Genomic DNA, 23,907 nt, shown 5'->3' on the forward strand with positions numbered 1-23,907 from the left:
CCCGATAGGAGAATCTTTTTTTATTTTACAGAGACAATCTCTACTTGCATTTCTCCGCCTGGTGTTTGGATTGTTACTTTCTCACCAATTTGCTTACCTAATAAGCTTTTTGCGATTGGAGAATCGTTAGAAATTCTTCCTTCGAATGGATCAGCTTCCGCGCTACCTACGATTGTATACGCTTCTTCATCTCCGTTTGGTAATTCTTTAAATGTTACTGTTTTACCTAATGTAACAACAGTAGATACTTCGCCAGTATCTTTAATGATAACTGCGTTACGAATCATATTTTCTAATTGTGTAATACGTCCTTCTACGAACGCTTGCTCATCTTTCGCTGCATCGTACTCAGAGTTCTCAGAAAGATCCCCGAAGCTACGTGCGATTTTAATACGTTCTACTACTTCTTTACGTCTTACTGTTTTTAATTGCTCAAGTTCGTTCTCTAGTTTTTGCTTACCCTCTTGCGTCATAGGGTATGTTTTTTCTGTTGACATATTTTCCACTCCTTTTATATACCAATCCCCTGAAAAAAAGAGGAGTTCCATATGAAAACTCCTCCGCTTCCATTGTTAGCGGAGGTTTCTAGTACCCTTGCACTAGCGGAGTTGTCACATACAACCCCGTATTTCCAATTCTTCTTTATATAAAGAAGATATGTATGGAAAGTTGATATAAATATGCCCTCACCTATATATAGATGAGGTTGCATGTTTCATTGTATTCGATAAGAAGGGAAAAAATCCCTTCCTACCGTACATCTTTTACTATGCTATTACAAATTTACTTTTTGTTCAAGAATTGTTGCAATTTTTGTCACCATAATATCAATTGCAACGTGGTTTTGTCCACCTTCAGGGATAATAATATCCGCAAATTTCTTAGAAGGCTCAATAAATTGATTGTGCATTGGACGTACAACATTTACGTACTGATCAATAACTGAATCCATCGTACGACCGCGCTCTTTAATATCACGTTGCATGCGGCGCAGAATACGAAGGTCAGCATCCGTATCAACGAATAATTTAATGTCCATTAACTCGCAAAGACGTGGGTCTTCTAAAATAAGAATTCCTTCTAAAATAATTACATCTTTCGGCTCAACCGGAATAATTTCTTCTGAACGCGTATGCAATGTATAGTCATATACAGGCTTATCAATTTGCTCATATGCAAGCAACTGCTGCAAATGTTCAATTAACAGATCATTATCAAACGCAAGCGGATGATCATAATTTGTTTTTAAACGCTCTTCCATTGGTAAATGGCTTTGATCTTTGTAATAATAATCTTGCTCTAAGATTAAAATAGAATGACCTTTAAAATGGTCAAAAATCGCTTTCGTTACACTCGTTTTACCTGATCCCGAACCACCAGCAATTCCAATTACAACAGGCTTATTCGTCCCCATTCGACTATCACTCTTTCTTATTGAAGTATGCTTTTGCGCATCATATTATTCACATACACTCGTTGATCCACTTTGAATTTCACGATTTGCAACGGATGTCTCGCTGCATCTAATTCGTTTCCATCCTCATCCCAAATTTTCTCCACCGTTTGCGTAAAGTTTTCTATTTCTGGTCCAAAGAACTCCACTTCATGTCCTGGTTTAAAATGATTACGTTGCTCAATCGTTACGATGCCCGTTTCTTCATTATAATCTAACACTAAACCAGCAAAATCATACGTTGTTTTCTTACTATGATTTCCAAACATTTGCTCTTGATGTCCTGGAACCCCTTCAAAGAATGCAGGAGCTGTATCACGATTTGCACATTTATCAAGCTCATCTAACCATTCTTGTTTAAACTCAAAGTTATCTGGATCCGCACAATACGCATCAATTACTTTACGATATACAGTTGCTACAGTCGCTACGTAATGGATTGATTTCATACGTCCTTCTACCTTTAAGCTATCGATTCCGATTTCAATCATTTTTGGAATTGATAAAATTAAATTTAAATCTTTTGGACTCATCGCAAAGTGAGCATCTCCTTCTTGGAATAGAGGAAGCTCTTTTGCATCTTTATGTTGTGATACTGTTTGAACTAAATCATAATCCCAGCGGCAAGATTGGCAACAACCACCACGATTAGAATCACGCGCTGTCATATGGTTACTTAATGTACATCTTCCTGAATATGCGATACACATTGCACCATGGACGAACGCTTCAATTTCAATATCCACTTTTTCTTTAATTTCTTTCATTTCTTCATAGCTTGCTTCACGAGCTAATACAAGACGATGTAATCCTTCTTCTTTCCAATACTGTGCTGCTTTCCAGTTGGATAGTGATTGCTGTGTGCTTAAATGCACCTCAACAGAAGGCGCTACGCGTTTACAAGTCTCAATGATAAGCGGATCAGCAACGATAATTCCCGTTACGCCAGCTTTTTCAATCCCTTTTAAATATTCCTCTAGCCCGTCCATATTTTCATTATGTGCAAAGATATTTGTTGTTACGTATATTTTTGCTCCATACTTCTTTGCAAACTCAACGCCTTCTGCCATTTCTTCTAGCGTAAAGTTACCTGCATTCGAACGAAGACCAAATTCTTGTCCACCTAAATATACAGCATCTGCCCCGTAATGGATAGCTACTTTTAATTTTTCTAAGTTACCCGCAGGGATTAACAGTTCAGGTTTCTTCACAATAACACGTTTGCCATCGATCACTCGTGAAATTTCTTGTACAGTCATTTCCTACACCCTCCTCGTTTAGTAAACCGTTTCTTTAAAGAAGAATCCTGTATCTAACGGACGATTTACTGGTTGCATTTCTTCTATTTCTTTATATAGATCATCTTTCACGTCATAATATGCATCACGATCTTCTACGCATAAATCAATCGCTTGACGATATTTCTTCGTTACTTCAATAATGTATTCAGAGCTTTTTAGTACACCGTCGATTTTTAAGCTATCAACTTCAGCATCGATTAGTTCCTCTAATTCATCGATGAAACAAATGTCGTTCGGACTCATAATGTGAGTACCATTTTCATCTTCATAAATTGGATATTTATTGTTACGCTCTGGGTCATATAAGAACATATTCTCTTCATATTTTTTCTTTTCAATGTCAAGATTACGTCCTTGATACTCAAAGTAGTTTCCTACTAATGAACGCTTCGATTGGAACATACAAGTCATACCGTGAATTTGTACTTCCAGTTCCACTTCAGCATTTTCTTTTAAATCAACAATTTCATCTAAGCTAAGCTCACGAGCTAATACAGCACGCTTTGATCCTCTTTGTCCCCAGTAATTACAAGTGAACCAGTTTGTTGCTGTCGTTTCTGTATTCCAGTGCAACTGCATATTTGGTGCTACTTCACGAACAGCCATTAATACCGCTGGATCTCCGAAAACAATTGCATCTACATTTACTTCGTTTAAAAATGAAACGTAATCTGTTAATTCTTCTACTTTATCGTTGTGGAACATAGCGTTCATGGCTACGTATACTTTCACACCATTTTCATGTGCAATCTTCACAGCTTGTTTTACATCTTCACGTGAAAACTCCCCTGCTAAACGTAAACCAAACTTTTGCTCACCGATCATTACCGCATCTGCTCCTGCTTTCGCAAGTTGTTCGATATCCGCCACCGCTCTTGGCGTTACTAACAATTCAGGTTTCTTCATACCTTGGCCACCCTCTCTTTTTACTAACAGCTACTCCATCACCAATTGGGAAAATCGTTGTATCATATCCTTCATGGTTCATAAGCCACTCATTGTACGTCTTAATACGACGGATTAAACCTCGTGTACGTCTGTTTTCAATTTTCTCTTTTGTCGTTACAAGACCGTGATACATAACATTATCTGAAATAATTACGCCACCAGGATTTAATAACGGTTCATATAAGTCAAAAAAGCGACGATACTGTCCTTTTGCTGCATCAATAAAAATAACGTCAAATGTCCCGTGTTCTTTTACTTGTTCACCTGTCTCTAACGCATCACCGTAAATAACTGAAATACGATCTGTTACTGGGGAACGTTCTATATATTCAAGTGCTTTTTCATATCGCTCACGATTGCGCTCAACTGTCACAATACGTGAATTTGGAATAGCTTGCATCATACGAATACTAGAATAACCGATTGCTGTTCCAAGTTCTAAAATGCTTTTCGGTCCAATTAAACGTAAAAATTGCAGCATAAATTCCATTCCAAGTCGATCCATAATCGGCACATGATTTTCTGTTGCATATTCTTCCATTTCAAGAATTAATTTATCTTTCGGATCAATAAATGATAATAGGTACTCGTTAACTGCATCCTCCATAAATGGTCCTCCTTATTTACATGGAGAAGTGCCTCTATGACGTCTTTTCACACATAGAATGCAATAAAAATACAAGCCAGCTTTATCCTTAGCTTGTACGTCCCGTTTTGATATTAAAAACGATTCTTCTGCCAGTTTTTAACCCGATATATTTTACCACAAAAAAGAGGGATGTGCGACTTTTTTCGCTATCCCTCCCCATTTCACTATTTTTTCGTAATGTATTTTTGCTTTAATGCATTATGCTCTTCTAATGTTTTCGCATAGTACACTTCACCACTTGGTGCGGCTAAGAAATAATAATAATCTGTTTGCGCAGGTTCTAACGCAGCTTCTACTGAATGTTTACCAGAGTTTGCGATTGGCCCTACCGGCAATCCTTTTACAACATACGTATTGTACGGTGAGTTGACCTTTAAATCTTCGTATAATACACGTTGTTTATGCTTTCCAAGTGCATATAATACCGTTGGATCCGTTTGAAGCGGCATACCTTTTGCTAAACGATTATAAAAGACACTAGAGATCTTTTGACGATCTGTAAAACCAGTTGCCTCTTCTTCAATAAGTGAAGATAATGTTAAAAGCTGATGAACATCCCAATTCTTCGCTTTCATTTTCGCCTCATTTTGAACAATGATTGCATTTGTTTTCTCAAGCATTGGAATTACAATTTCTTCTAACGTTGTATCTTTCTTATAAAACGAATACGTTGCAGGATATAAATAACCTTCTAATGGGTATTTAATATTACTATCAAAGATTTTATCCGTTAATAACTTCGGATACTTTTGCTGCATTTTTTGAATAAATGCTTTATCGTTTAATTGACGCGTAACATCATCTTTATTCCACTTTAGTTCTGTCGCAATCGTTTCTGCAATTTCAGTTACTTGCGCCCCTTCTTTAATCGTCACTTTATAAAGAGCTGGACGATGCACGTTGCCAGATGACATTTGTTCAATCACATCTTCAGCATTCATTGAAGGATTTAATAAATATGTACCTGCTTGTAAACTTTTCGATTTAGCCTTTGTATAAAAACTAAAAACTGTACCGTTTTTCACAGCACCTTTTTCTTCTAAAATTTCTCCAATTTTACTAGTAGATGATCCCTTTGGAATTTCTACTTCAATCTCTTTTTTATTCCCGCTATCAACTGGTCCTAATGCGGATGAAATATACGCATAGACTGAACCACAAACTAAAAGCAGTGCAATAATCGAAAATAAAAAGATGCGTCTACGCTTCTTTTTCACTTGATTCTCTATCAAAACATTTCCTCCTTACTTAATTGTAGACCGTATGTACACCTTTCTATACAGCACGATGTAAAAACGCTAAAAATTTACTTATCTTTTTTAATTGACACTTTATTTTTCTACAATCCGTCTCATTATACTACAAAGACTTACACAGTTTCGACAAAAAATCTTTCATTTTACATATAAATACAAAAAAAGATGGACTGTATGTCGTCCATCTTTTCAGTACTTATTATTCAGCTTCTTGCTCATCAGCAATAGTGTTAAACGTTTCTTGTACCATTTCCCACTCTTCTTCTGATTCGATTGGAAGTAAAACTCCGCCCTCTTCTTCATTTTGCTCATAAGCCATTGCATCATAAATTGGGTCTCCATCTTCATCTACTTCACCGATTGGAGAGAAGATTACGTATGATTTTTTACCAAATTTGTCAGCATCAAAAGTGAAAATAATTTCACATAAATGTTCGTTACCTTTTTCGTCTACAATTGTAATTTGACGTTCTTCCATTTTGGTCACCTCTTATTTTCTATCTAAAAATCCTTGTAAGATTACGACTGCAGCCATCTTATCGATTACTTGTTTTCGCTTCTTACGACTTACATCAGCTGAAATGAGTAGACGTTCCGCTGCCATTGTTGACAAACGCTCGTCCCACATTACAACGTCTAATTGTAACAGCTCTCGTAGGTTTTCTGCAAATTGTTGGCACGCTTCGCCACGTGGGCCAATTGTACCATTCATATTTTTAGGTAAACCTACTACTATTTTGTCCACATTGTACTGCTTTACTAACTCAGAAATACGATCAAAACCAAAGTGACCTCGTTCTTCGTTAATCTTAATTGTTTCTAATCCTTGTGCTGTCCAGCCCATTTCGTCGCTAATTGCAACTCCGACTGTTTTTGTACCTACATCTAAACCTAATATCCGCATAAACTACTCCTCACGATGATGTTTCAAGTAAGACTTCACAAGCTCTTCAATTAACTCATCACGTTCAAGCTTGCGAATGATGCTACGTGCATCTTTATGGCGAGGTATGTATGCTGGGTCTCCACTTAATAAATAACCGACGATTTGGTTAATCGGATTATAGCCTTTTTCTTGAAGTGCATCATACACAGTTAAAAGTACATCATTTACATGGACACTCTGTTTTTCATCTTGAATGCTAAACTTCATTGTTTTATCAAAACCGTCCATTTCAAGCACCTCACTTATATAGTAAGTATAGGGAGAAGAACTTCTCCTCTCCCTACCATTGTACACTACTATCTCTTTATTTTGAAACAGATTTAACGTACTCTTGTACAAATGCTAAAGCTTCCTCAACTTGCGCTGGGTTTTTACCGCCCGCTTGTGCCATATCAGGACGACCACCACCGCCACCGCCACAACGAGAAGCTACTTCTTTCACAAGTTTACCAGCATGGTATCCTTGGCTAATTAAATCTTTCGTTACGCCAGCTAAGATGTTTACTTTGTCATCATTTACAGACGCTAATACGACAACTGCAGATTGTAATTTATTTTTTAGGTCATCCATCATCGTACGTAAGTTGTTCATATCTGCAACATTTACTTTTGCCGCTAATACGTTTACGCCATCAACTGTCATTACAGAATCAGTTAAGTTTCCAGCTTCGATATTGCTTAATTTCGCAGCAAGAGATTCATTTTCTTTTTGCAGTTGTTTCACTTCAGCAAATAGACCATCAACTCTTGTTAAAATATCTTTCGGATTTGTTTTCATTTTTCCTGCTGCTTCTTTTAATAAACCTACTTGATCGTTCATTAATTCGTATGCAGACTTACCAGTTACTGCTTCAATACGACGAGTTCCTGCACCAATACCAGACTCAGCAACGATTTTGAAAATACCGATAGAAGCTGTATTATCAACGTGACAACCACCACAAAGCTCTAAGCTGTAATCGCCAACTTGTACAACGCGTACAACATCTCCGTATTTTTCACCGAATAATGCCATTGCGCCCATTTCTTTCGCTTCTTCGATTGCTTTTTGAGAAATCTCAACATCAATACTTTCCCAAATTTTTTCGTTTACCATACGCTCAATTTTTTCTAATTCGTCAGCTTGTACTTGACCGAAGTGAGAGAAGTCAAAGCGTAGACGTTCAGAAGTTACAAGAGAACCTGCTTGGTTAACGTGTGTTCCAAGTACGTCTTTTAATGCTTGGTGTAGTAAGTGAGTTGCTGTATGGTTCTTCACAACGCTACTACGGTTTTTCGTATCGATAATAGCTTTTACAGCCGCATCTTTCGTTAATGTACCTTCTTCAACAACAACTTTGTGCAAGTTTTGTCCGTTTGGTGCTTTTTGTACATCTTTTACAAGAACTTTCACGCCATCAGCAAGAAGGTAACCACGGTCTGCAATTTGTCCACCGCTCTCAGCATAGAATGGTGTTACATCAAGCATTAATTGTCCTTCTTCACCTGTTTGTAAGCTGTCTGTGTATTCGCCATTTTTCACAAGTGCAACAACGTTACTTTCTGTTGCAACTGTACCGTAACCAACGAATTCACTCGCTACTTTCACTTCTCCAAGGACACCGCCTTGAACTTGCATAGAATCAACATCTTGACGAGCAGCACGTGCGCGCTCACGTTGTTTTTCCATTTCATTTTCAAAGCCTTCATGATCAACAGTCATACCAGCTTCTTCTGCATATTCTTCTGTTAATTCAATTGGGAAACCGTATGTGTCATATAGACGGAACGCATCTACTCCAGAAATAACAGTTGTTTTTTCTTCTTTAGCTTTTGCGATAACTTCAGCTAAAATTGCTTCACCATCATGAAGTGTTTCGTGGAAACGCTCTTCTTCATTTTTCACAACTTTTGCGATGAAATCTTTCTTTTCAAGTACTTCTGGATAGAAGTCTTTCATTACTTCTCCAACAACCGTTACTAATTCAAACATGAATGGACGGTTGATGTTTAATTTCTTCGAATAACGAACCGCACGGCGTAATAAACGACGTAATACATAACCACGGCCTTCGTTAGATGGAAGAGCACCGTCACCAACAGCGAATGTTACTGTACGGATATGGTCAGCAATTACTTTGAATGCCATATCTTTTTCTAAATCGCCATTACGATATTTTTCACCAGAAATTGTTTCTGTTGCACCAATCATCGGCATGAATAGGTCTGTATCAAAGTTCGTAGGTACATCTTGAACGATAGATGTCATACGCTCTAGACCCATCCCTGTATCAATGTTTTTCTTAGGAAGTGGTGTATATGAACCGTCTGGATTATGGTTAAATTGAGAGAATACAAGGTTCCATACTTCTAAGTAACGCTCGTTTTCTCCGCCTGGATATAATTCTGGGTCACTAAAGTCATTACCGTAAGCTTCTCCGCGGTCATAGAAAATCTCTGTATTCGGTCCACTTGGCCCTTCACCGATATCCCAGAAGTTTTCTTCTAAGCGGATAATACGCTCTTTTGGAACGCCCATTTTCTCATTCCAAATTGTGAATGCTTCTTCATCTTCTGGATGGATTGTAACTGATAGTAATTCTTTATCGAATCCGATCCATTTGTCGCTCGTTAAGAATTCCCAAGCCCATGTAATTGCTTCTTCTTTGAAGTAATCACCAATTGAGAAGTTTCCTAACATTTCAAAGAATGTATGGTGACGAGCTGTTTTCCCTACGTTTTCAATATCGTTTGTACGAATTGATTTTTGAGCATTTGTAATACGTGGATTTTGTGGGATTACACGTCCATCAAAATATTTTTTTAATGTAGCTACACCACTATTAATCCATAGAAGAGATGGATCTTCATGTGGAACTAGTGATGCACTAGGTTCTACTGCATGTCCTTTTTCTTGGAAAAAGTCTAAAAACATTTGACGAATTTGTGCGCCTGTTAGTTGTTTCATTGTATTTTCCTCCTTAAATATAAAAAACTCCCGTCCCTATAAAAGGGACGAGAGTTAACTCGCGATACCACCCTAATTATGAATTGATTACAATAACAATCAATTCATCACCTCATGGTGCCGTAACGTGGCAAGACGGCAGTGATTAGCTGCTCTCAGGATTAGCTTTCTGTTACCCTTCATTTAAAGCTTCTTTCAGCCATATGGAAGCTTCTCTCTATAAATGGACTGTAACGTACTTGTTCCGTCATTGATTTAATGTATTATATGACTAAATATAATAGAATTCTCTTAAGTTTGTCAATGTAGATAATCATTTATATTGTATTAATTGCTTATTAATCATAGGTATTCTACTATTCATTCTTAACAGCCTTTTCATATATTATGCGTTTATTAACAAATCGGAATCTCCTTATAAGAATGATTTATAAAAATTTCTAAATATTACTTTTTTTGCTACAATTAAATTATTGTTAATAAAATAAAGGAGCGATCACAATGACAACCTTACTTAACAAAGCTAAAAACATATTAGCGACTGACGAAACGATATTATTTTACGCAGCATGTTCATTAGACATATTTATTTATCGTTCCGTCGCAAGGCCAGGATTGCTAATTTTAACGAACAAAAGACTATTCTTTTATGGGCCAGATGTAAGTAAGAATCCAATATTTGAAGAGTACTCTTTCGCAAAAATTTCTAATCTAAAAGAACAAAAGCGTCTTTTCAACAATCAAATTATATTTATGTATGATAACGAATGGAAAAAAATAAAACATATTCAAACAAATGATGTGAGCTCCCTCATTCAAAAAATACACGAGCAACTTTCTAAATAAATATATGATTAGCCCTCTATTTCTTACATAGAGGGCTTCTATACTTACACATCTTCTTTTTTCAAGAGCGGTCTCACATGAACAATGACAGTGCGAATAACTGCTAAAATCGGAACCGATATTAGCAATCCTACAATCCCAGCTACCTCTCCCCCAACTAGTAAGGCAAGCATAATAATAACGGGATGCATACGAAGTGACTTACCAACGATGTAAGGCGATAAAATGTTACTCTCCACAAATTGCAAAATCGCAATCGTGATCCCCGCCTTAATAAGTAAACTCGTTGATACTGTTGCTGCAATCATTAACGTCGGGATCGCTCCTAAAATAGGACCGAAGTATGGGATTATATCCGTTACCCCAATAATAATGCCAAGCAATAATGGATATTTCATACCGATAAACCAAAAAGAAAGAGCTGATACTCCCCCTAATACTAAACAAACAAATAACTGTCCTCGAATATAACTTCCAAGTGACTTATCAATTTCTTTCGCAAGCATTTGCCCCGTACCTCGCCATTTACTTGGGACTAGTTTCCAAAAGATATGATAAAACTCACCATAATCTTTTAATATGTAAAATACAATGAACGGTATTAAGAAAATAATGAGCAATGAATCGAGTACACCACGAGCTGTACTCATCACTTTATTTAAAAGCGCTTGAATCTTCGTTTCCACACCTACAAAAAGTTGTTTCACCTTTTCATGAATGAACGAAGGGAAATTCGCTGTTTGTTCTGTAACGCCATCCATCCACGAATCGTACATCTTTGTAAACTGGGGAAATTGTTCATTAATCTCTTGTAACTGTTTAATAACGACTGGTGTTCCTTTATAAATCCCATAACCAATTCCGCCAAAGAAAAGGATATAAATGAGCAAAATGGCAAGTGTACGGGGCATCCCTTCCTTATGAATTTTTTCAATTAAAGGGTGCAATAAATACGCAATAAAACACGCGATAAGAAACGGCGTGATTGCTACTTTAAATACAAAAATAATCGGTGCCCATAGCGGCTTAATTTTTAAAAAGACGAGCAGACAAAGAAAAACAAGTAACAATAATCCTAAACGATATATCCAAATGATTTTAAGATTCTTCACATGAAAAACCTCCTCCACCTTTATTTTGAAAATAAATGGGGTAGGTTATGTGCGAAACTTTTAAAATCTTTTCATACGGACCATACTGTTTTTTAAAGACGTACATATAAATAACATAACAAGGACAACCACCCTGAGAATACAGCATGAATTAATATAATCAGGAGGGCTAATTATGGTTTTGTTTATGCTTGGATTATCAGCACTTTTTATGATTCTTGAATGGATTTGTATCGGGTTCGGTATTTGGAAGGGGTTCTTTATTCATTCCTCACGTAAAGAAAAAGCGAAGCAATTATGGCAGTATGGAATACTTGGCGTTGGCTGCTACGGTCTATCTTATCTTTTCTCAGAAATCGGACTTTTTTATTTACATATGAGTGCATAAAAAAACTCCCTTGTCTATAAGGGAGTTTTTCACTTTATCGAAATGATTATAAGTAAGACTTAATCATCTTACGTGCTTTTTTCATATTGCGTTTTGAAAATACATCTTGTTTACGAGCATATTGATATGCTGCAGCTCCAACACCTAATGCGATTAATGAATTGCGTAGATTCAAAGTAAATCCCCCTTTTCGTTATCCGATCGTTCTTTCATTCTCATCAAATAAATCATCAAGAGAGCTTAATGAACCGTCTTCCTCAACTTGATGTGTATGGATTTTCCCCTTTGAAACCGATAATTCGATATAACAATTCCAGCAATAAAATTGGTTGACACCTATTTTTCCAATGTCTTTCCCTTTGCAATTTGGACAAATGAACATATGGCTTTCATCTCCTTACAGTCTCCCAGATTCTATTCGCCATTATGTCCAAACTGCATTCATTTATACATTGCTGGAGCCTTTCAACGCTATGCGTTTGAAAGTTTCACTATATAATTTCACCTTGTTACATGAAATCATACGGTGAAATGTTTTCCACGTCCATTTCCTCGCCATTAACTGTGACCATCTGTACTTCTCCTTGTGATTCTTGCAAGCGACTAGCTAAGGTTGTTTGACGCATTGCATCATCAAGGCGATTTACACCAGATTGGAAAGCTGCTTCCTCTCCGCAAATAATAAGGAACTTCTTACTTCTTGTAATGCCCGTGTAAATTAAATTACGACGTAACATACGGTTGTAACTCCTCACGATTGGCATAATAACAATCGGAAATTCACTACCTTGTGATTTATGAATGGAACAACAATATGCATGCGTAATTTGATTTAAATCGGGCTTCGTATACGTTACCTCAATTCCATCAAACGAAACGATAATCATATCTTGTTGCTCAACGTTTTCTTTCGCATAAAACACCGAAACAATTTCCCCAATATCACCATTAAACACTTGGCTCTCCGGCTGATTCACGAGTTGCAGTACTTTATCGCCTCTTCGGTACACAACATCACCGTAAGCAATTTCTTTACTCTTTTCCCTCTTCGGATTAAATACTTGTTGCAGCGCTTCGTTTAATACATTAATACCAGCAGGCCCGCGGTACATCGGTGCTAATACTTGTACATCTCTTGCGCTAAAGCCTTTTGTTTTAGCATTTTCACAAACTTTTTTCACAACCTCAACAATTTGAGCTCCTGTACAGCCGATAAATGAACGATCTTTTTGATTTTGTGCTAAATCTGGTGGTAGAGTTCCATTTTTTATCGCATGGGCAAGTTGAATCACTGATGAGCCTTCCGCTTGACGATAAATTTCAGTAAGCTTCACTGTCGGAACTGCGCCTGCATTTAATAAATCTTTTAATACTTGTCCAGGTCCTACAGATGGCAACTGATCTTCATCACCTACAACGATAACTTGAATGTTCGTCGGCAACGACTTAAATAGCTGATTTGCAAGCCAAATATCAACCATTGAAAATTCATCGATAATAAGGAGCTTACCTTGGACAGGATCCGTTTCATTACGCTGGAACGATCCTTCTGGCGTCCAACCAAGTAAACGGTGAATTGTGCAAGCTGGAAGTCCTGTTGATTCACTCATTCGCTTCGCTGCTCTTCCTGTTGGAGCTGTTAATAGTATTGGAAATGGATTATCATCACTGTATTCATTCGGATTTAACGATAACCCGTGTAGTGATGCATACATTTCAACAATCCCTTTAATAACTGTTGTTTTCCCTGTTCCTGGTCCACCTGTCAATAACATCATCGGTTTATGAAGTGCCGTTTGAATTGCTTCTTGCTGAAACGGTGCATATTGTACGTTCAGTTGTTCTTCAATTTCACCTAACGTTTTTAACACTTCTGCTTCTGGAAATGAAGGTGTTTCTTCTTGATTCATAAGCCTGCGAATAGACTTTACAACACCTTTCTCAGAGTAGAATAACGTTGCTAAATACACTCGTTCTTCTTCTATGATGACTTTCCCTTCGCTTTGCATCGTTTCAATACAACCTATAATATCTTCCTCAGTCACTCTTCCTTCTTGATTGTTTAAAAGTGACATCGTTTCTCTTACAAGTTGATCTTTCCTCATATAAACGTGACCAAGTTGTAATGAGACATTCTCTAATGTGTAAAAACATCCTGCGCGTACACGGTCGTCATGATTACCCGATATCCCTAACGCACGCCCTATATCATCTGCTCTTCCAAAACCAATCCCATCCACTTCTTCGATAAGTTGATACGGATTATTACGAATCACTTCTAATGTCATCTCTTTATATTGCTGGTAAATCTTAATAGAAAGTTTCGTTCCAAAACCGTAGCCATTTAAAAAGCTCATTACTTTCTCTAGCCCTTGATGTTCAACAATTGTCTCATATATTTCCTGAGCCTTTTGTTTATTAACAACACCATTTAATGCCTCAGGGTCATCCATAATTTTCGAAATAGCATGTTCTCCGAGATGGTCCACAATTTTTTCAGCTGTACGCTTTCCTATTCCTTTAAATAAATCACTCGCTAAATATTGCACCATACCTGCTTTTGTTTGCGGCAATTCTTTTTTAAATGTTTCAACCATATATTGTTTTCCATACTTTGGATGGTCCTTAAAGTGACCTGTCAATGTAAACACTTCATCTTCATGCATGCGGGGAAAATGACCGTTTATCATTACTTTCTTTTCGTCATATGTTTCATTCGTTTCAATGACTTTCATACTGACAACGGAATAGAGGTTTTCTTCGTTGTGGAAAATGGTATGAAGAACTTGCGCTTTTATAAACTTTTTCTCTTCCTCAAACAAATCCATTGCATGTTGATTTCCCATCTTTCCTCTCCTTTCCGATATTTTCACTTTAATGAGCAGTACATCCCCCACCTTTTTAGATGAGGGATAACTACCCATTAAACTATATTTTTATCTTATTCAGCTTCTTGCTCTAATAAACGAATGCCATTCCCCGCTAAAAAGTGATCTGGCTGAATTTCAGTTGCTTTCTTAAATAAAGCGAGAGCCTTCTCATTATCTTCCTCAAATACGTACGCAACACCTAAATTGTAATACGCATCTGCATGCTCTTCATCCATTTCTAATACCTTTTCAAAATAAGGTTTCGCCTCTTGAATGTGTTCTAGTCGCGCGAAGCAAAGTCCACACTGGAATACAGCTTCTACATCGTTTTCATCTAATTCTGTTGCTCTTTGTAAGAATGGTAGTGCAAGACGATCATTTCCAAGCTGCACATGTGTGATACCTACCATAAATGTTACATCAGCTGATTGTAACCCAGCTTGCATTGCTTGTTCAAATACAGCTTTCGCCTCATTAAATTGCTCTTGGCCGTAATATACGTTTCCTAAACCATAATAGGCAGCTGCAGATTTATCATCTAACTCTAGTGCACGTTTATAAAATAAAATCGCTCGCTCACTATCACCTAATACGTCTAATAAATTTGCAAAATTAATGTATCCCAGCGCATCTTTCGGATTTTCTTCGATTGCTTCTGTAAAATTTTTAGCTGCTTCTTCCCAATTTCCTTCTTGCATATATTGAATACCTGTTTCAAGTTTGTTTGACATGTCCTTCACCTCTACAACAAATTATAACAAAGAATGTATTTTCCAAGCGAACGAAAATTCGCTTTATGTAAAAGAAACCTCTAACCGCTAATCGGCAGAGGCTTCTCGTTTATCCTAAATAATCCAATTTCTTACCACTACGGTATACTTCATCAATTGTAGCACCGCCTAAGCACTCATCTCCATCATAGAAAACGACTGCTTGTCCTGGTGTAATTGCACGAATTGGCTCATCACAAAGAATACGAACTGTATTTTCATCAACGATTTGAACCGTTACTTTATTGTCTTCTTGACGATAACGGAATTTCGCCGTGCACTTAAATTCTGTTTCTTTTTCTTTGTTACTTACCCATCCTACATTGGTGGCAATAACTTCATCACCATATAGAAGTTCGTTATGGAATCCTTGATCAACATATAAAATGTTTTCTTTTAGGTTTTTCCCAACAGCAAACCATGGATCACCATTACCACCAATTCCAAGGCCATGACGTTGTCCAATTGTATAATACATTAAACCGTCATGCTTCCCTTTCACTTCACCAGATAATGTTTGCATTACACCTGGTTGTGCCGGTAAGTAGTTACTTAAGAAATCTTTAAAGTTACGCTCACCAATGAAGCAAATACCTGTACTATCTTTTTTCGCCGCTGTCGCTAAACCAGCTTCTTTCGCCATTTCACGAATTTGCGGTTTCTTTAATTCACCTAACGGGAACATTGTTTTTGATAATTGCTCTTGGCTTAATTGATTTAAGAAATATGTTTGATCTTTATTATCATCAACACCGCGAAGCATTTTATATTCGCCGTCCATATAAGCAACGCGTGCATAATGGCCTGTTGCCACATAATCCGCACCAAGCGCAATTGCATGCTCTAAAAATGCTTTAAATTTAATTTCTTTATTACACATTACATCTGGGTTTGGTGTACGACCAGCTCGGTACTCATCTAAGAAGTACGTAAATACTTTATCCCAGTATTGTTTTTCAAAGTTTACTGCATAATACGGAATACCAATTTGGTTACACACTTCAATTACATCATTGTAATCTTCTGTTGCTGTGCAGACACCATTCTCATCTGTATCATCCCAGTTTTTCATAAAAATTCCGATTACATCATAACCTTGCTCTTTTAATAAAAGTGCTGCTACAGATGAATCGACGCCACCGGACATTCCGATGACAACGCGTGTTTCGTGAGGTAGTTTGTTCATCATGTCACCTCCCATGCTAATTTTGTGTTAATCGCTTCACGATTTTCACTGTTTCGTACGCCGCTTTTTCAATTTGCTCTTTCGTATTTCCAAGTCCAAAACTAAAGCGTACGGATGAACGTATTTGATCGGAGTCTTTCCCAAACATCGCTACTAATACATGTGATGGATCAATCGAACCAGCTGTACAAGCAGAACCACTTGATACTGAAATGCCAGCTAGGTCTAAGTTCACAAGAAACGGTTCAATGTTCATTCCTGTAAAACTTATATTAAGTACATGCGGTAAGCGATGTTCTAAGTTTCCGTTTACCTCGAAAGTAATGCCTTCATTTTTGAAGACAGATACCATTATATCTTTAAACTCTTCATATTGGGCATTTTTTTGCTCACGAGTTTTTTCAGCTATAAGAATTGCATGCTGAAGCCCAGCAATACTAGGAACATTTTCCGTACCAGCACGGCGTTTTCTTTCTTGCTCTCCGCCTATTAATAACGGTTCAAATTTCACATTTGCACCAGCGTATAAGAAACCTATACCTTTTGGCCCATTAATTTTATGAGCTGAAATTGATAATAAATCAATACCAAACTCTTTCACATTAATTTCTACTAAACCGTAAGCTTGTACCGCATCTGTATGGAAATACGCTTGATGCTCTTTTAACAGCTTTCCTATTTCCACAATCGGTTGCATCGTCCCTACTTCATTATTCCCAAACATAACAGATACAAGAATCGTCTTTTCTGTTAATGCCTTTTGTATGTCAGAAACTTGAATGCGCCCTGTTTCATCGACAGGTAAATATGTCACTTCAAACCCTTCACGCTCTAACAATTCGCACGTATGCAAAATCGCATGATGTTCAATTTGCGTCGTTATTATGTGGTTACCTTTATGACGATTCGCACGTGCTACACCTATAAGCGCTAAATTATCAGCTTCTGTACCACCGCTCGTAAATATAATTTCATTCGGATTCGCATGAATGCTGCGTGCACACACTCGTCTCGCCTCATCTACTGTGTGACGAGTTTGACGTCCATAAAAGTGAATACTAGACGGGTTCCCGAATATTTCTGTCATATATGGAATCATCTTTTCGACCACTTCTGGGTGAGTCGGAGATGTCGCAGCATGATCTAAGTAAATGCGTTCCATTAAATCTCCTTCTTTCCAAATCGTTTCACAAGGAATTAAATGTAAAACATATAGCCCCCGTGATTTTCTTCCTCATAACGTACTAAATCTTCTAACGTTGTACTATCTAACACTTCTTGCACCGCATCACGAACACGCATCCATAACTGGCGCTGTGCTGGCTCTTCTTCTTCTATCATTTCTACAACACTAATCGGTCCCTCTAATACACGTATTACATCACCAGCTGTAATGTTAGCCGGTTGATCAGATAATACATATCCGCCATATGCCCCGCGCGTACTCTTTACAAGACGAGCGTTACGAAGCGGTGAAATTAATTGCTCTAAGTAATGCTCGGATAAGTCATGCGCCTGCGCAATTGATTTTAATGAAATCGGACCTTCACCAAACTTTTTTGCAAGATCAATCATAATTGTTAAGCCATAGCGGCCTTTTGTTGAAATCTTCATCTATTTTGCACCTCGTTTCAAATTTTCACTTCTATTGGTTATATCTTATTTATAAAAAGAACACAATTTAAAATCCTATGAAATTATAGCATAATATAGTATTATAAGAAATTTCAACTTGTGTATCAAAATGATAACATAAAATCACATTGAAAAACTCGGAAATTATTACAATTGAAAGAAAAATGAAAATATTATCCTTCATTTTTCCCATAAAACAGCATCCTATTTCAAATTTCGTAGAAAAAAATGATACGATAGAACGAGATTATATATTAAGGGAGACGGTCCAAATGAAACAACCACTCGCACATCGAATGCGCCCTACAAATATTCAAGAAATTATTGGGCAACAACATTTAGTTGGTGAAGGAAAGATTTTATGGCGAATGGTCCAAGCCAATCATTTTCAATCTATGATTTTATACGGTCCTCCAGGTACAGGAAAAACATCCATTGCCAGTGCAATTGCTGGAAGTACCGGTACCCCGTTTCGTCTATTGAATGCTGTTACTCACAATAAAAAAGATATGGAAGTTGTCGTACAAGAAGCGAAGATGCATCGACACCTCGTTTTAATTTTAGATGAAGTTCACCGTCTAGATAAAGCAAAGCAAGACTTTCTATTACCTCACTTAGAAAGCGGACTTCTTACTTTAATTGGTGCTACGACAAGTAATCCATTCCATGCAATAAACTCCGCTATTCGAAGCAGGTGTCAAATTTTCGAATTACACGCACTAACAGAAGATGATATTTTAATTGGGTTAAAAAGAGCTTTAGAAGATAAAGAAAAAGGCCTTGGAGAATATGCAGTAACGGTAACAGATGACGCACTACATCACTTTGCAAACGCCTCTGGTGGTGATATGCGTTCCGCTTATAACGCACTTGAGCTTGCTGTATTATCTAGCTTTACTACAGACGATCAAGCGGCTGAAATCACACTCGAGATTGCAGAAGAATGCTTACAAAAGAAGAGCTTCGTTCACGACAAAGGCGGCGATGCTCATTATGACGTATTATCAGCATTTCAAAAATCAGTGCGCGGAAGTGATGTAAATGCAGCGCTCCATTATTTAGCACGCCTTATTGAAGCAGGTGATTTACAAAGTATTGGCAGACGCCTTCTTATTATAGCTTATGAAGATATTGGACTTGCTAGCCCACAAGCTGGACCACGTACACTAGCTGCAATTGAATCAGCTGAACGAGTTGGATTCCCAGAAGCACGCATCCCACTTGCAAATTCCGTTATCGAGCTATGCTTATCACCAAAATCAAATTCAGCTTATAAAGCACTGGATGCTGCATTACACGATTTACGCAACGGTCAAACAGGTGACATTCCAAGCCATTTAAAAGATAGTCATTACAAAGGCGCAGAATCACTTGGAAGAGGCATTGGATATTTATATCCACACGACCATCCAAACGGCTGGGTAAGGCAACAATACTTACCTGATAAAATAAAAAGCAAGCAATATTATAAACCGAAAACGACAGGGAAATTTGAGCAAGCTCTTTCTACTGTTTATGAAAGATTACAAACTTCGAATAAAACGAAAAATAAAGGGTAACATAAACGAAAACGTCACCATTATGGAGGCTTCGCTTATGAAAACACGTCAAGATGCATGGACAAAAGAAGATGATCTCCTTTTAGCAGAAACTGTTTTACGACATATTCGCAGCGGAAGTACACAAATAAAAGCATTCGATGAAGTTGGCGATGCGTTGAACCGGACTTCAGCAGCTTGCGGCTTTAGATGGAACGCTGAAGTAAGACCGAATTACGAAGATGCGGTGCAGCTTGCAAAAAAACAACGTAAAGAATTAAAACGTTCTGAAGCTAATATAGAAAAAGATCGGTTCACAAAAACGAAGCAACTCGTAATTGACGCCGATTTTTCAGAAGATATTACGCCAAGTAAACAAGATCTTACAATGCAAAATGTCATCTCATTTTTACAAAATTTAGAACATAACAATCCTTCACTTGCAAAGTTGCAAACTGAAAATGATGTATTACAAGCTCAGCTCACTTCTCTGCAAAAAACGAATCATGAACTTGAAACGAAATTAGCGGTACTCACAAAAAAACAACAAGCAATCGAAGAAGATTACGCGATGCTTGTTCGAATTATGGATCGTGCTCGAAAACTTGTTTCAGTCGAAGAGCAAGAAGAGCAAATTGCCCCGATTTTCAAAACTGATCAAAACGGGAATTTAGATATTATTTATTCTGCAGAGAATTAAAAACAGGGATGTCACTTTTTTAACTGAGTGACATCCCTGTTTGTTTTTGGTGAAGCGTACATATATATGCGCGTGTCGGTAAATGAAATTATATTAACGATTTTTCAAATATTTCTATCACAACTTGCAATATATCAACGATTCGACAAAGATTGACAATAACACTCCTCCCTGTCATACAAGGAAACTCCTAATGTTTATTGGATAATTTTCACTAAAATGTTATTGTAAACATATATCTTTAAAGGGAGATGGTTGCTATTTCATTCATAATCTTCAAAATAACTCTTGGCCTTCTCATCCTGACTTTAGCTCTTTTCACCATTAAAAGTCTACACAAGACGTCCGCCTATAAATCAGATAAATATGATTATTACTTACTAACCTTACTTACATTTGAACTAGTAGTGATGCAAATATCCATATTTCTTTAATACATATAAAAAAGCATATATCCGAAATGGATATATGCTTTCACTTTATTCTTGCCCTACACGCTTCACTTCTACGTTTTTAATACGTTCACGTACAACGTGACTTGCCATAATTAGGCCTGCCACTGATGGTACGAATGCATTTGATGAAGGCGGTAATTTCGCTTTACGAATTTTTGCATTTTCGTCTGGTACAATTTCTTTACGTACCTCTTCACGAATTACGATTGGGTTTTCGTCAGAAAAGACAACTTTTACACCTTTTTTAATACCCTCTTTACGAAGCTTCGTACGAATGACTTTCGCAATTGGATCTGTATGTGTTTTAGAGATATCTGCAATACGGAAACGAGTTGGGTCCATTTTATTTGCAGCACCCATACTTGAGATAATTTTAATTTTGCGACGTAAGCACTGTTTAATTAAATGAATTTTGAACGTAATCGTATCAGATGCATCCACTACGAAGTCTAAACCGTGCTTAAAGAACTCTTCATATGTTTCATCTGTATAAAACATTTCTAGTCCAATTACTTCACACTCTGGGTTAATGTCTGCGATACGCTCTTTCATTAATTCTACTTTTGAACGCCCTACAGTAGATACTAAAGCGTGAATTTGACGGTTTACGTTTGTAATATCTACAACGTCTTTATCAACTAATACGAGACGCCCTACGCCAGAACGTGCTAACGCTTCAGCTGCAAAAGAACCTACGCCGCCAATTCCTAAAATACCGACTGTACTATTTTTTAATATTTCAAGTCCTTCTTTACCGAAGGCTAATTCATTACGTGAAAATTGATGTAACATTCAGCTCTACACTCCTATTACAAAAATGGTCTACCATGTATTCTAGCGTTTTTCCGACTATTTGTATAGAAAAAGTTATAGAATTCCTAAAATACATATTTCGAGAATGAAAACATAGACCAGAATTTTCTTTCTTCCTAAATACACGTTTGATTCAGAGAACCGAGCAGATTCAGGCGCTGAAGCCAGGAGGAGCGCAGTGTAGAAATACTACTCGAGCACCGGACTGGCATACGTAACGATGAGATGCGATAGTTATCTGAACCGGACTTTTTTAACTTCCTTCCAAAAAAAGTCTAGATGGTATTAGTATAACCATCTAGACCCTATTCTTACTTCTCTTCTTTTAAGCTTAATTTTAAGTTTAACTCTTCAAGCTGCGCTTCTGCAACTGGGCTTGGAGCTTCTGTTAATAAGCAACTTGCGCTTGCTGTTTTCGGAAATGCAATTGTATCACGAAGGTTCGTACGGCCTGCAAGTAACATAACAAGACGATCTAAACCTAATGCGATTCCGCCGTGTGGTGGTGTACCGTATTCGAATGCTTCTAATAAGAATCCGAATTGCTCTTGCGCTTCTTCTTGTGAGAATCCAAGTGCTTTGAACATTTTTTCTTGTACGTCACGCTCGTAAATACGAAGTGATCCACCACCAAGCTCATAACCGTTTAATACAAGGTCATATGCTTGTGCACGTGCTTTTTCTGGTGCTGTTTCTAGTAACTCAACGTCTTCACGGAATGGCATTGTGAATGGGTGGTGAGCTGCGAAGTAACGATCTGCATCTTCATCGTACTCAAGAAGTGGCCAATCCGTTACCCATAGGAAGTTAAATTTACTTTCGTCAATTAGCTCAAGCTCTTTACCTAGACGTAAACGAAGTGCGCCTAAGCTATCTGCAACAACGCTCTTCTTATCTGCTACGAATAGTAATAAGTCGCCAGCAGTAGCTTCTAATGTGCTCATTAACACATTTGCATCTTCTTCACTGAAGAATTTCGCAATCGGTCCTTTTAGGCCGTCTTCTTCCACTTTAAGCCAAGCTAGACCTTTCGCACCGTATACTTTCACGAATTCAGTTAATGCATCGATGTCTTTGCGAGAGTATTTGCTCGCAGCGCCTTTTGCATTAATTGCTTTTACTTGTCCGCCGCTTTCTACAGCACTTGTAAACACTTTAAAGCCACAACCTGCTGTAAACTCAGATAAGTCTGTTAGTTCCATTTCAAAGCGTGTATCTGGCTTATCAGAACCGTAGCGAGCCATTGCATCAGCATATTTCATACGAGGGAATGGTGCACTAACTTCTACACCCTTTGCATCCTTCATAACTTTCGTCATCATACGCTCCATCATATCTAAAATTTCATCTTGTGTTAAGAATGAAGCTTCGATATCGATTTGCGTGAATTCAGGTTGACGGTCTGCACGTAAATCTTCGTCACGGAAACAGCGTGCTACTTGATAGTAGCGCTCAAATCCGCCGACCATAAGAAGCTGTTTAAATAGCTGTGGAGACTGTGGTAACGCATAGAATTCACCATCATGTACACGACTTGGTACTAAATAGTCACGAGCTCCTTCTGGCGTGCTTTTCGTTAAAATTGGTGTTTCTACTTCTAAGAACTCTTCTGTATCTAGGAAGTTACGAATTGTTTTTGTTACGTCGTGACGCATTTTGAATGTGTTGAACATTACGGGACGACGTAAGTCTAAATAACGATATTTTAAACGCACATCTTCTGATGCATCTGTATCATCAGCAATGATAATTGGCGTTGTTTTCGCTGCATTTAGTACATTTACTTTTATTGCTTGTACTTCAATACGACCAGTCGCCATATTGTCATTAATTGCGCCTTCACCACGTTCAACAACTGTACCTTCTACGTGTAATACGTATTCGCTACGAATTGTTTCTGCTACTTCTAACGCTTCTTTTGATGTTTCTGGGTTAAATACAACTTGTACGATACCTGTACGGTCACGTAAATCGATAAAGATTAATCCACCTAAGTCACGGCGTTTTTGTACCCAACCTTTTAATTGAACCGTCTGTCCAACTGCTTCTACTGTTACTTTTCCACATGAATGTGTTCTTTCAGCCACTGTAAGT

The 23,907-nt window shown here is 37.5% G+C and carries 24 protein-coding genes and 1 other annotated feature; of the genes, 4 read left to right on the forward strand and 20 right to left on the reverse strand.

Going from position 1 to position 23,907, the window contains the following annotated elements:
- Window positions 1–20: 20 nt before the first annotated feature.
- The 10 genes from greA to alaS form a co-directional block, all read right to left on the reverse strand.
- Window positions 21–497, reverse strand: coding sequence for a transcription elongation factor GreA (gene greA, locus BAQ53_RS20690; protein WP_000102591.1), 477 nt, complete (start codon window positions 495–497; stop codon window positions 21–23).
- A gap of 278 nt (window positions 498–775) precedes the next feature.
- Window positions 776–1,414 (reverse strand): uridine kinase, encoded by a 639-nt coding sequence (gene udk / locus BAQ53_RS20695; protein ID WP_000537078.1) that lies wholly within the window; start codon window positions 1,412–1,414, stop codon window positions 776–778.
- A gap of 17 nt (window positions 1,415–1,431) precedes the next feature.
- Entirely contained in the window at window positions 1,432–2,712 is a 1,281-nt protein-coding gene (locus BAQ53_RS20700; RefSeq protein WP_000217974.1) for a peptidase U32 family protein, read from the reverse strand.
- Window positions 2,713–2,730: 18 nt separating this feature from the next.
- Window positions 2,731–3,660, reverse strand: coding sequence for a peptidase U32 family protein (locus tag BAQ53_RS20705; protein WP_000742807.1), 930 nt, complete (start codon window positions 3,658–3,660; stop codon window positions 2,731–2,733).
- On the reverse strand, window positions 3,647–4,309 hold the full coding sequence (locus tag BAQ53_RS20710; RefSeq protein WP_208906205.1) for an O-methyltransferase: 663 nt from the start codon (window positions 4,307–4,309) through the stop codon (window positions 3,647–3,649). The genes BAQ53_RS20705 and BAQ53_RS20710 overlap by 14 nt, the downstream gene beginning before the upstream one ends.
- A gap of 206 nt (window positions 4,310–4,515) precedes the next feature.
- Window positions 4,516–5,583, reverse strand: a complete 1,068-nt coding sequence (mltG, locus tag BAQ53_RS20715) for an endolytic transglycosylase MltG (protein ID WP_000572137.1) — start codon at window positions 5,581–5,583, stop codon at window positions 4,516–4,518.
- Between the two features lie 223 nt (window positions 5,584–5,806).
- A complete protein-coding gene (locus tag BAQ53_RS20720) occupies window positions 5,807–6,085 on the reverse strand; it encodes a DUF1292 domain-containing protein (protein WP_000392730.1) in 279 nt (92 codons plus the stop codon).
- Window positions 6,086–6,097: 12 nt separating this feature from the next.
- On the reverse strand, window positions 6,098–6,511 hold the full coding sequence (gene ruvX, locus BAQ53_RS20725; RefSeq protein ID WP_001221192.1) for a Holliday junction resolvase RuvX: 414 nt from the start codon (window positions 6,509–6,511) through the stop codon (window positions 6,098–6,100).
- A gap of 3 nt (window positions 6,512–6,514) precedes the next feature.
- Window positions 6,515–6,781: an IreB family regulatory phosphoprotein gene (locus BAQ53_RS20730; RefSeq protein ID WP_000348590.1), complete on the reverse strand. Its 267-nt coding sequence runs from the start codon at window positions 6,779–6,781 to the stop codon at window positions 6,515–6,517.
- A gap of 76 nt (window positions 6,782–6,857) precedes the next feature.
- On the reverse strand, window positions 6,858–9,500 hold the full coding sequence (gene alaS / locus BAQ53_RS20735) for an alanine--tRNA ligase (protein WP_131251098.1): 2,643 nt from the start codon (window positions 9,498–9,500) through the stop codon (window positions 6,858–6,860).
- Between the two features lie 40 nt (window positions 9,501–9,540).
- Window positions 9,541–9,760: a binding site (T-box leader), on the reverse strand.
- Window positions 9,761–10,001: 241 nt separating this feature from the next.
- Between alaS and BAQ53_RS20740 the strand changes: the two genes are divergently transcribed.
- A complete protein-coding gene (locus BAQ53_RS20740; protein ID WP_000209463.1) occupies window positions 10,002–10,346 on the forward strand; it encodes a PH domain-containing protein in 345 nt (114 codons plus the stop codon).
- Between the two features lie 44 nt (window positions 10,347–10,390).
- Here the strand turns inward: BAQ53_RS20740 and BAQ53_RS20745 are convergent, their stop codons facing one another.
- On the reverse strand, window positions 10,391–11,458 hold the full coding sequence (locus tag BAQ53_RS20745; RefSeq protein WP_000793128.1) for an AI-2E family transporter: 1,068 nt from the start codon (window positions 11,456–11,458) through the stop codon (window positions 10,391–10,393).
- A gap of 175 nt (window positions 11,459–11,633) precedes the next feature.
- Here BAQ53_RS20745 and BAQ53_RS20750 point away from each other — a divergent pair, with 175 nt between their 5' ends.
- On the forward strand, window positions 11,634–11,846 hold the full coding sequence (locus BAQ53_RS20750; protein ID WP_000242536.1) for a hypothetical protein: 213 nt from the start codon (window positions 11,634–11,636) through the stop codon (window positions 11,844–11,846).
- A 46-nt stretch (window positions 11,847–11,892) separates the two neighbouring features.
- On the opposite strand, the gene BAQ53_RS20755 is transcribed toward BAQ53_RS20750, so the two are convergent.
- From BAQ53_RS20755 to cymR, 7 genes are all read right to left on the reverse strand, one after another.
- Window positions 11,893–12,021, reverse strand: a complete 129-nt coding sequence (locus BAQ53_RS20755; RefSeq protein WP_001053553.1) for a YrzQ family protein — start codon at window positions 12,019–12,021, stop codon at window positions 11,893–11,895.
- Window positions 12,022–12,039: 18 nt separating this feature from the next.
- The gene (locus tag BAQ53_RS20760; protein ID WP_000469281.1) at window positions 12,040–12,228 is read right to left on the reverse strand and encodes a YrzR-like zinc ribbon domain; all 189 of its coding nucleotides are present in this window, start codon (window positions 12,226–12,228) and stop codon (window positions 12,040–12,042) included.
- A 127-nt stretch (window positions 12,229–12,355) separates the two neighbouring features.
- The gene (gene recD2, locus BAQ53_RS20765) at window positions 12,356–14,692 is read right to left on the reverse strand and encodes an SF1B family DNA helicase RecD2 (RefSeq protein ID WP_000528087.1); all 2,337 of its coding nucleotides are present in this window, start codon (window positions 14,690–14,692) and stop codon (window positions 12,356–12,358) included.
- Between the two features lie 95 nt (window positions 14,693–14,787).
- The gene (locus BAQ53_RS20770; protein WP_000066404.1) at window positions 14,788–15,447 is read right to left on the reverse strand and encodes a tetratricopeptide repeat protein; all 660 of its coding nucleotides are present in this window, start codon (window positions 15,445–15,447) and stop codon (window positions 14,788–14,790) included.
- Window positions 15,448–15,556: 109 nt separating this feature from the next.
- Complete coding sequence (gene mnmA, locus BAQ53_RS20775) at window positions 15,557–16,672, reverse strand: tRNA 2-thiouridine(34) synthase MnmA (RefSeq protein ID WP_001038010.1); 1,116 nt, start codon at window positions 16,670–16,672, stop codon at window positions 15,557–15,559.
- Between the two features lie 16 nt (window positions 16,673–16,688).
- Entirely contained in the window at window positions 16,689–17,834 is a 1,146-nt protein-coding gene (locus tag BAQ53_RS20780) for a cysteine desulfurase family protein (RefSeq protein ID WP_000439895.1), read from the reverse strand.
- 35 nt (window positions 17,835–17,869) lie between these two features.
- Window positions 17,870–18,286 carry a cysteine metabolism transcriptional regulator CymR gene (cymR, locus tag BAQ53_RS20785; protein ID WP_000704116.1) on the reverse strand — a complete coding sequence of 139 codons (417 nt, stop codon included), beginning with the start codon at window positions 18,284–18,286 and terminating at the stop codon, window positions 17,870–17,872.
- 293 nt (window positions 18,287–18,579) lie between these two features.
- Here cymR and BAQ53_RS20790 point away from each other — a divergent pair, with 293 nt between their 5' ends.
- Both BAQ53_RS20790 and BAQ53_RS20795 read left to right on the forward strand, forming a co-directional pair.
- On the forward strand, window positions 18,580–19,866 hold the full coding sequence (locus tag BAQ53_RS20790; protein ID WP_208906206.1) for a replication-associated recombination protein A: 1,287 nt from the start codon (window positions 18,580–18,582) through the stop codon (window positions 19,864–19,866).
- A 37-nt stretch (window positions 19,867–19,903) separates the two neighbouring features.
- Entirely contained in the window at window positions 19,904–20,545 is a 642-nt protein-coding gene (locus BAQ53_RS20795) for an RsfA family transcriptional regulator (protein ID WP_000857709.1), read from the forward strand.
- Window positions 20,546–21,024: 479 nt separating this feature from the next.
- Here the strand turns inward: BAQ53_RS20795 and BAQ53_RS20800 are convergent, their stop codons facing one another.
- Window positions 21,025–21,792: a tRNA threonylcarbamoyladenosine dehydratase gene (locus BAQ53_RS20800; protein WP_000903177.1), complete on the reverse strand. Its 768-nt coding sequence runs from the start codon at window positions 21,790–21,792 to the stop codon at window positions 21,025–21,027.
- Between the two features lie 332 nt (window positions 21,793–22,124).
- Entirely contained in the window at window positions 22,125–23,900 is a 1,776-nt protein-coding gene (gene aspS / locus BAQ53_RS20805; protein WP_208906207.1) for an aspartate--tRNA ligase, read from the reverse strand.
- Between the last annotated feature and the right edge of the window lie 7 nt (window positions 23,901–23,907).

Source organism: Bacillus sp. B25(2016b), from assembly GCF_001679765.1.
GTDB classification, from domain to species: Bacteria; Bacillota; Bacilli; order Bacillales; family Bacillaceae_G; genus Bacillus_A; species Bacillus_A thuringiensis_K.

What these genes read in the sequence shown, in the direction of transcription:
- BAQ53_RS20770 (WP_000066404.1), bottom strand. Translation starts at nt 15,447, where the DNA reads ATGTCAAACAAACTTGAAACAGGTATTCAATATATGCAAGAAGGAAAT.
- BAQ53_RS20710 (WP_208906205.1), bottom strand. Translation starts at nt 4,309, where the DNA reads ATGGAGGATGCAGTTAACGAGTACCTATTATCATTTATTGATCCGAAA.
- BAQ53_RS20740 (WP_000209463.1), top strand. Translation starts at nt 10,002, where the DNA reads ATGACAACCTTACTTAACAAAGCTAAAAACATATTAGCGACTGACGAA.
- BAQ53_RS20795 (WP_000857709.1), top strand. Translation starts at nt 19,904, where the DNA reads ATGAAAACACGTCAAGATGCATGGACAAAAGAAGATGATCTCCTTTTA.
- BAQ53_RS20700 (WP_000217974.1), bottom strand. Translation starts at nt 2,712, where the DNA reads ATGACTGTACAAGAAATTTCACGAGTGATCGATGGCAAACGTGTTATT.
- cymR (WP_000704116.1), bottom strand. Translation starts at nt 18,286, where the DNA reads ATGAAGATTTCAACAAAAGGCCGCTATGGCTTAACAATTATGATTGAT.
- greA (WP_000102591.1), bottom strand. Translation starts at nt 497, where the DNA reads ATGTCAACAGAAAAAACATACCCTATGACGCAAGAGGGTAAGCAAAAA.
- BAQ53_RS20780 (WP_000439895.1), bottom strand. Translation starts at nt 17,834, where the DNA reads ATGGAACGCATTTACTTAGATCATGCTGCGACATCTCCGACTCACCCA.
- recD2 (WP_000528087.1), bottom strand. Translation starts at nt 14,692, where the DNA reads ATGGGAAATCAACATGCAATGGATTTGTTTGAGGAAGAGAAAAAGTTT.
- BAQ53_RS20705 (WP_000742807.1), bottom strand. Translation starts at nt 3,660, where the DNA reads ATGAAGAAACCTGAATTGTTAGTAACGCCAAGAGCGGTGGCGGATATC.
- alaS (WP_131251098.1), bottom strand. Translation starts at nt 9,500, where the DNA reads ATGAAACAACTAACAGGCGCACAAATTCGTCAAATGTTTTTAGACTTT.
- BAQ53_RS20730 (WP_000348590.1), bottom strand. Translation starts at nt 6,781, where the DNA reads ATGGACGGTTTTGATAAAACAATGAAGTTTAGCATTCAAGATGAAAAA.
- BAQ53_RS20750 (WP_000242536.1), top strand. Translation starts at nt 11,634, where the DNA reads ATGGTTTTGTTTATGCTTGGATTATCAGCACTTTTTATGATTCTTGAA.
- BAQ53_RS20800 (WP_000903177.1), bottom strand. Translation starts at nt 21,792, where the DNA reads ATGTTACATCAATTTTCACGTAATGAATTAGCCTTCGGTAAAGAAGGA.
- mnmA (WP_001038010.1), bottom strand. Translation starts at nt 16,672, where the DNA reads ATGAACAAACTACCTCACGAAACACGCGTTGTCATCGGAATGTCCGGT.
- BAQ53_RS20760 (WP_000469281.1), bottom strand. Translation starts at nt 12,228, where the DNA reads ATGTTCATTTGTCCAAATTGCAAAGGGAAAGACATTGGAAAAATAGGT.
- udk (WP_000537078.1), bottom strand. Translation starts at nt 1,414, where the DNA reads ATGGGGACGAATAAGCCTGTTGTAATTGGAATTGCTGGTGGTTCGGGA.
- BAQ53_RS20720 (WP_000392730.1), bottom strand. Translation starts at nt 6,085, where the DNA reads ATGGAAGAACGTCAAATTACAATTGTAGACGAAAAAGGTAACGAACAT.
- BAQ53_RS20790 (WP_208906206.1), top strand. Translation starts at nt 18,580, where the DNA reads ATGAAACAACCACTCGCACATCGAATGCGCCCTACAAATATTCAAGAA.
- ruvX (WP_001221192.1), bottom strand. Translation starts at nt 6,511, where the DNA reads ATGCGGATATTAGGTTTAGATGTAGGTACAAAAACAGTCGGAGTTGCA.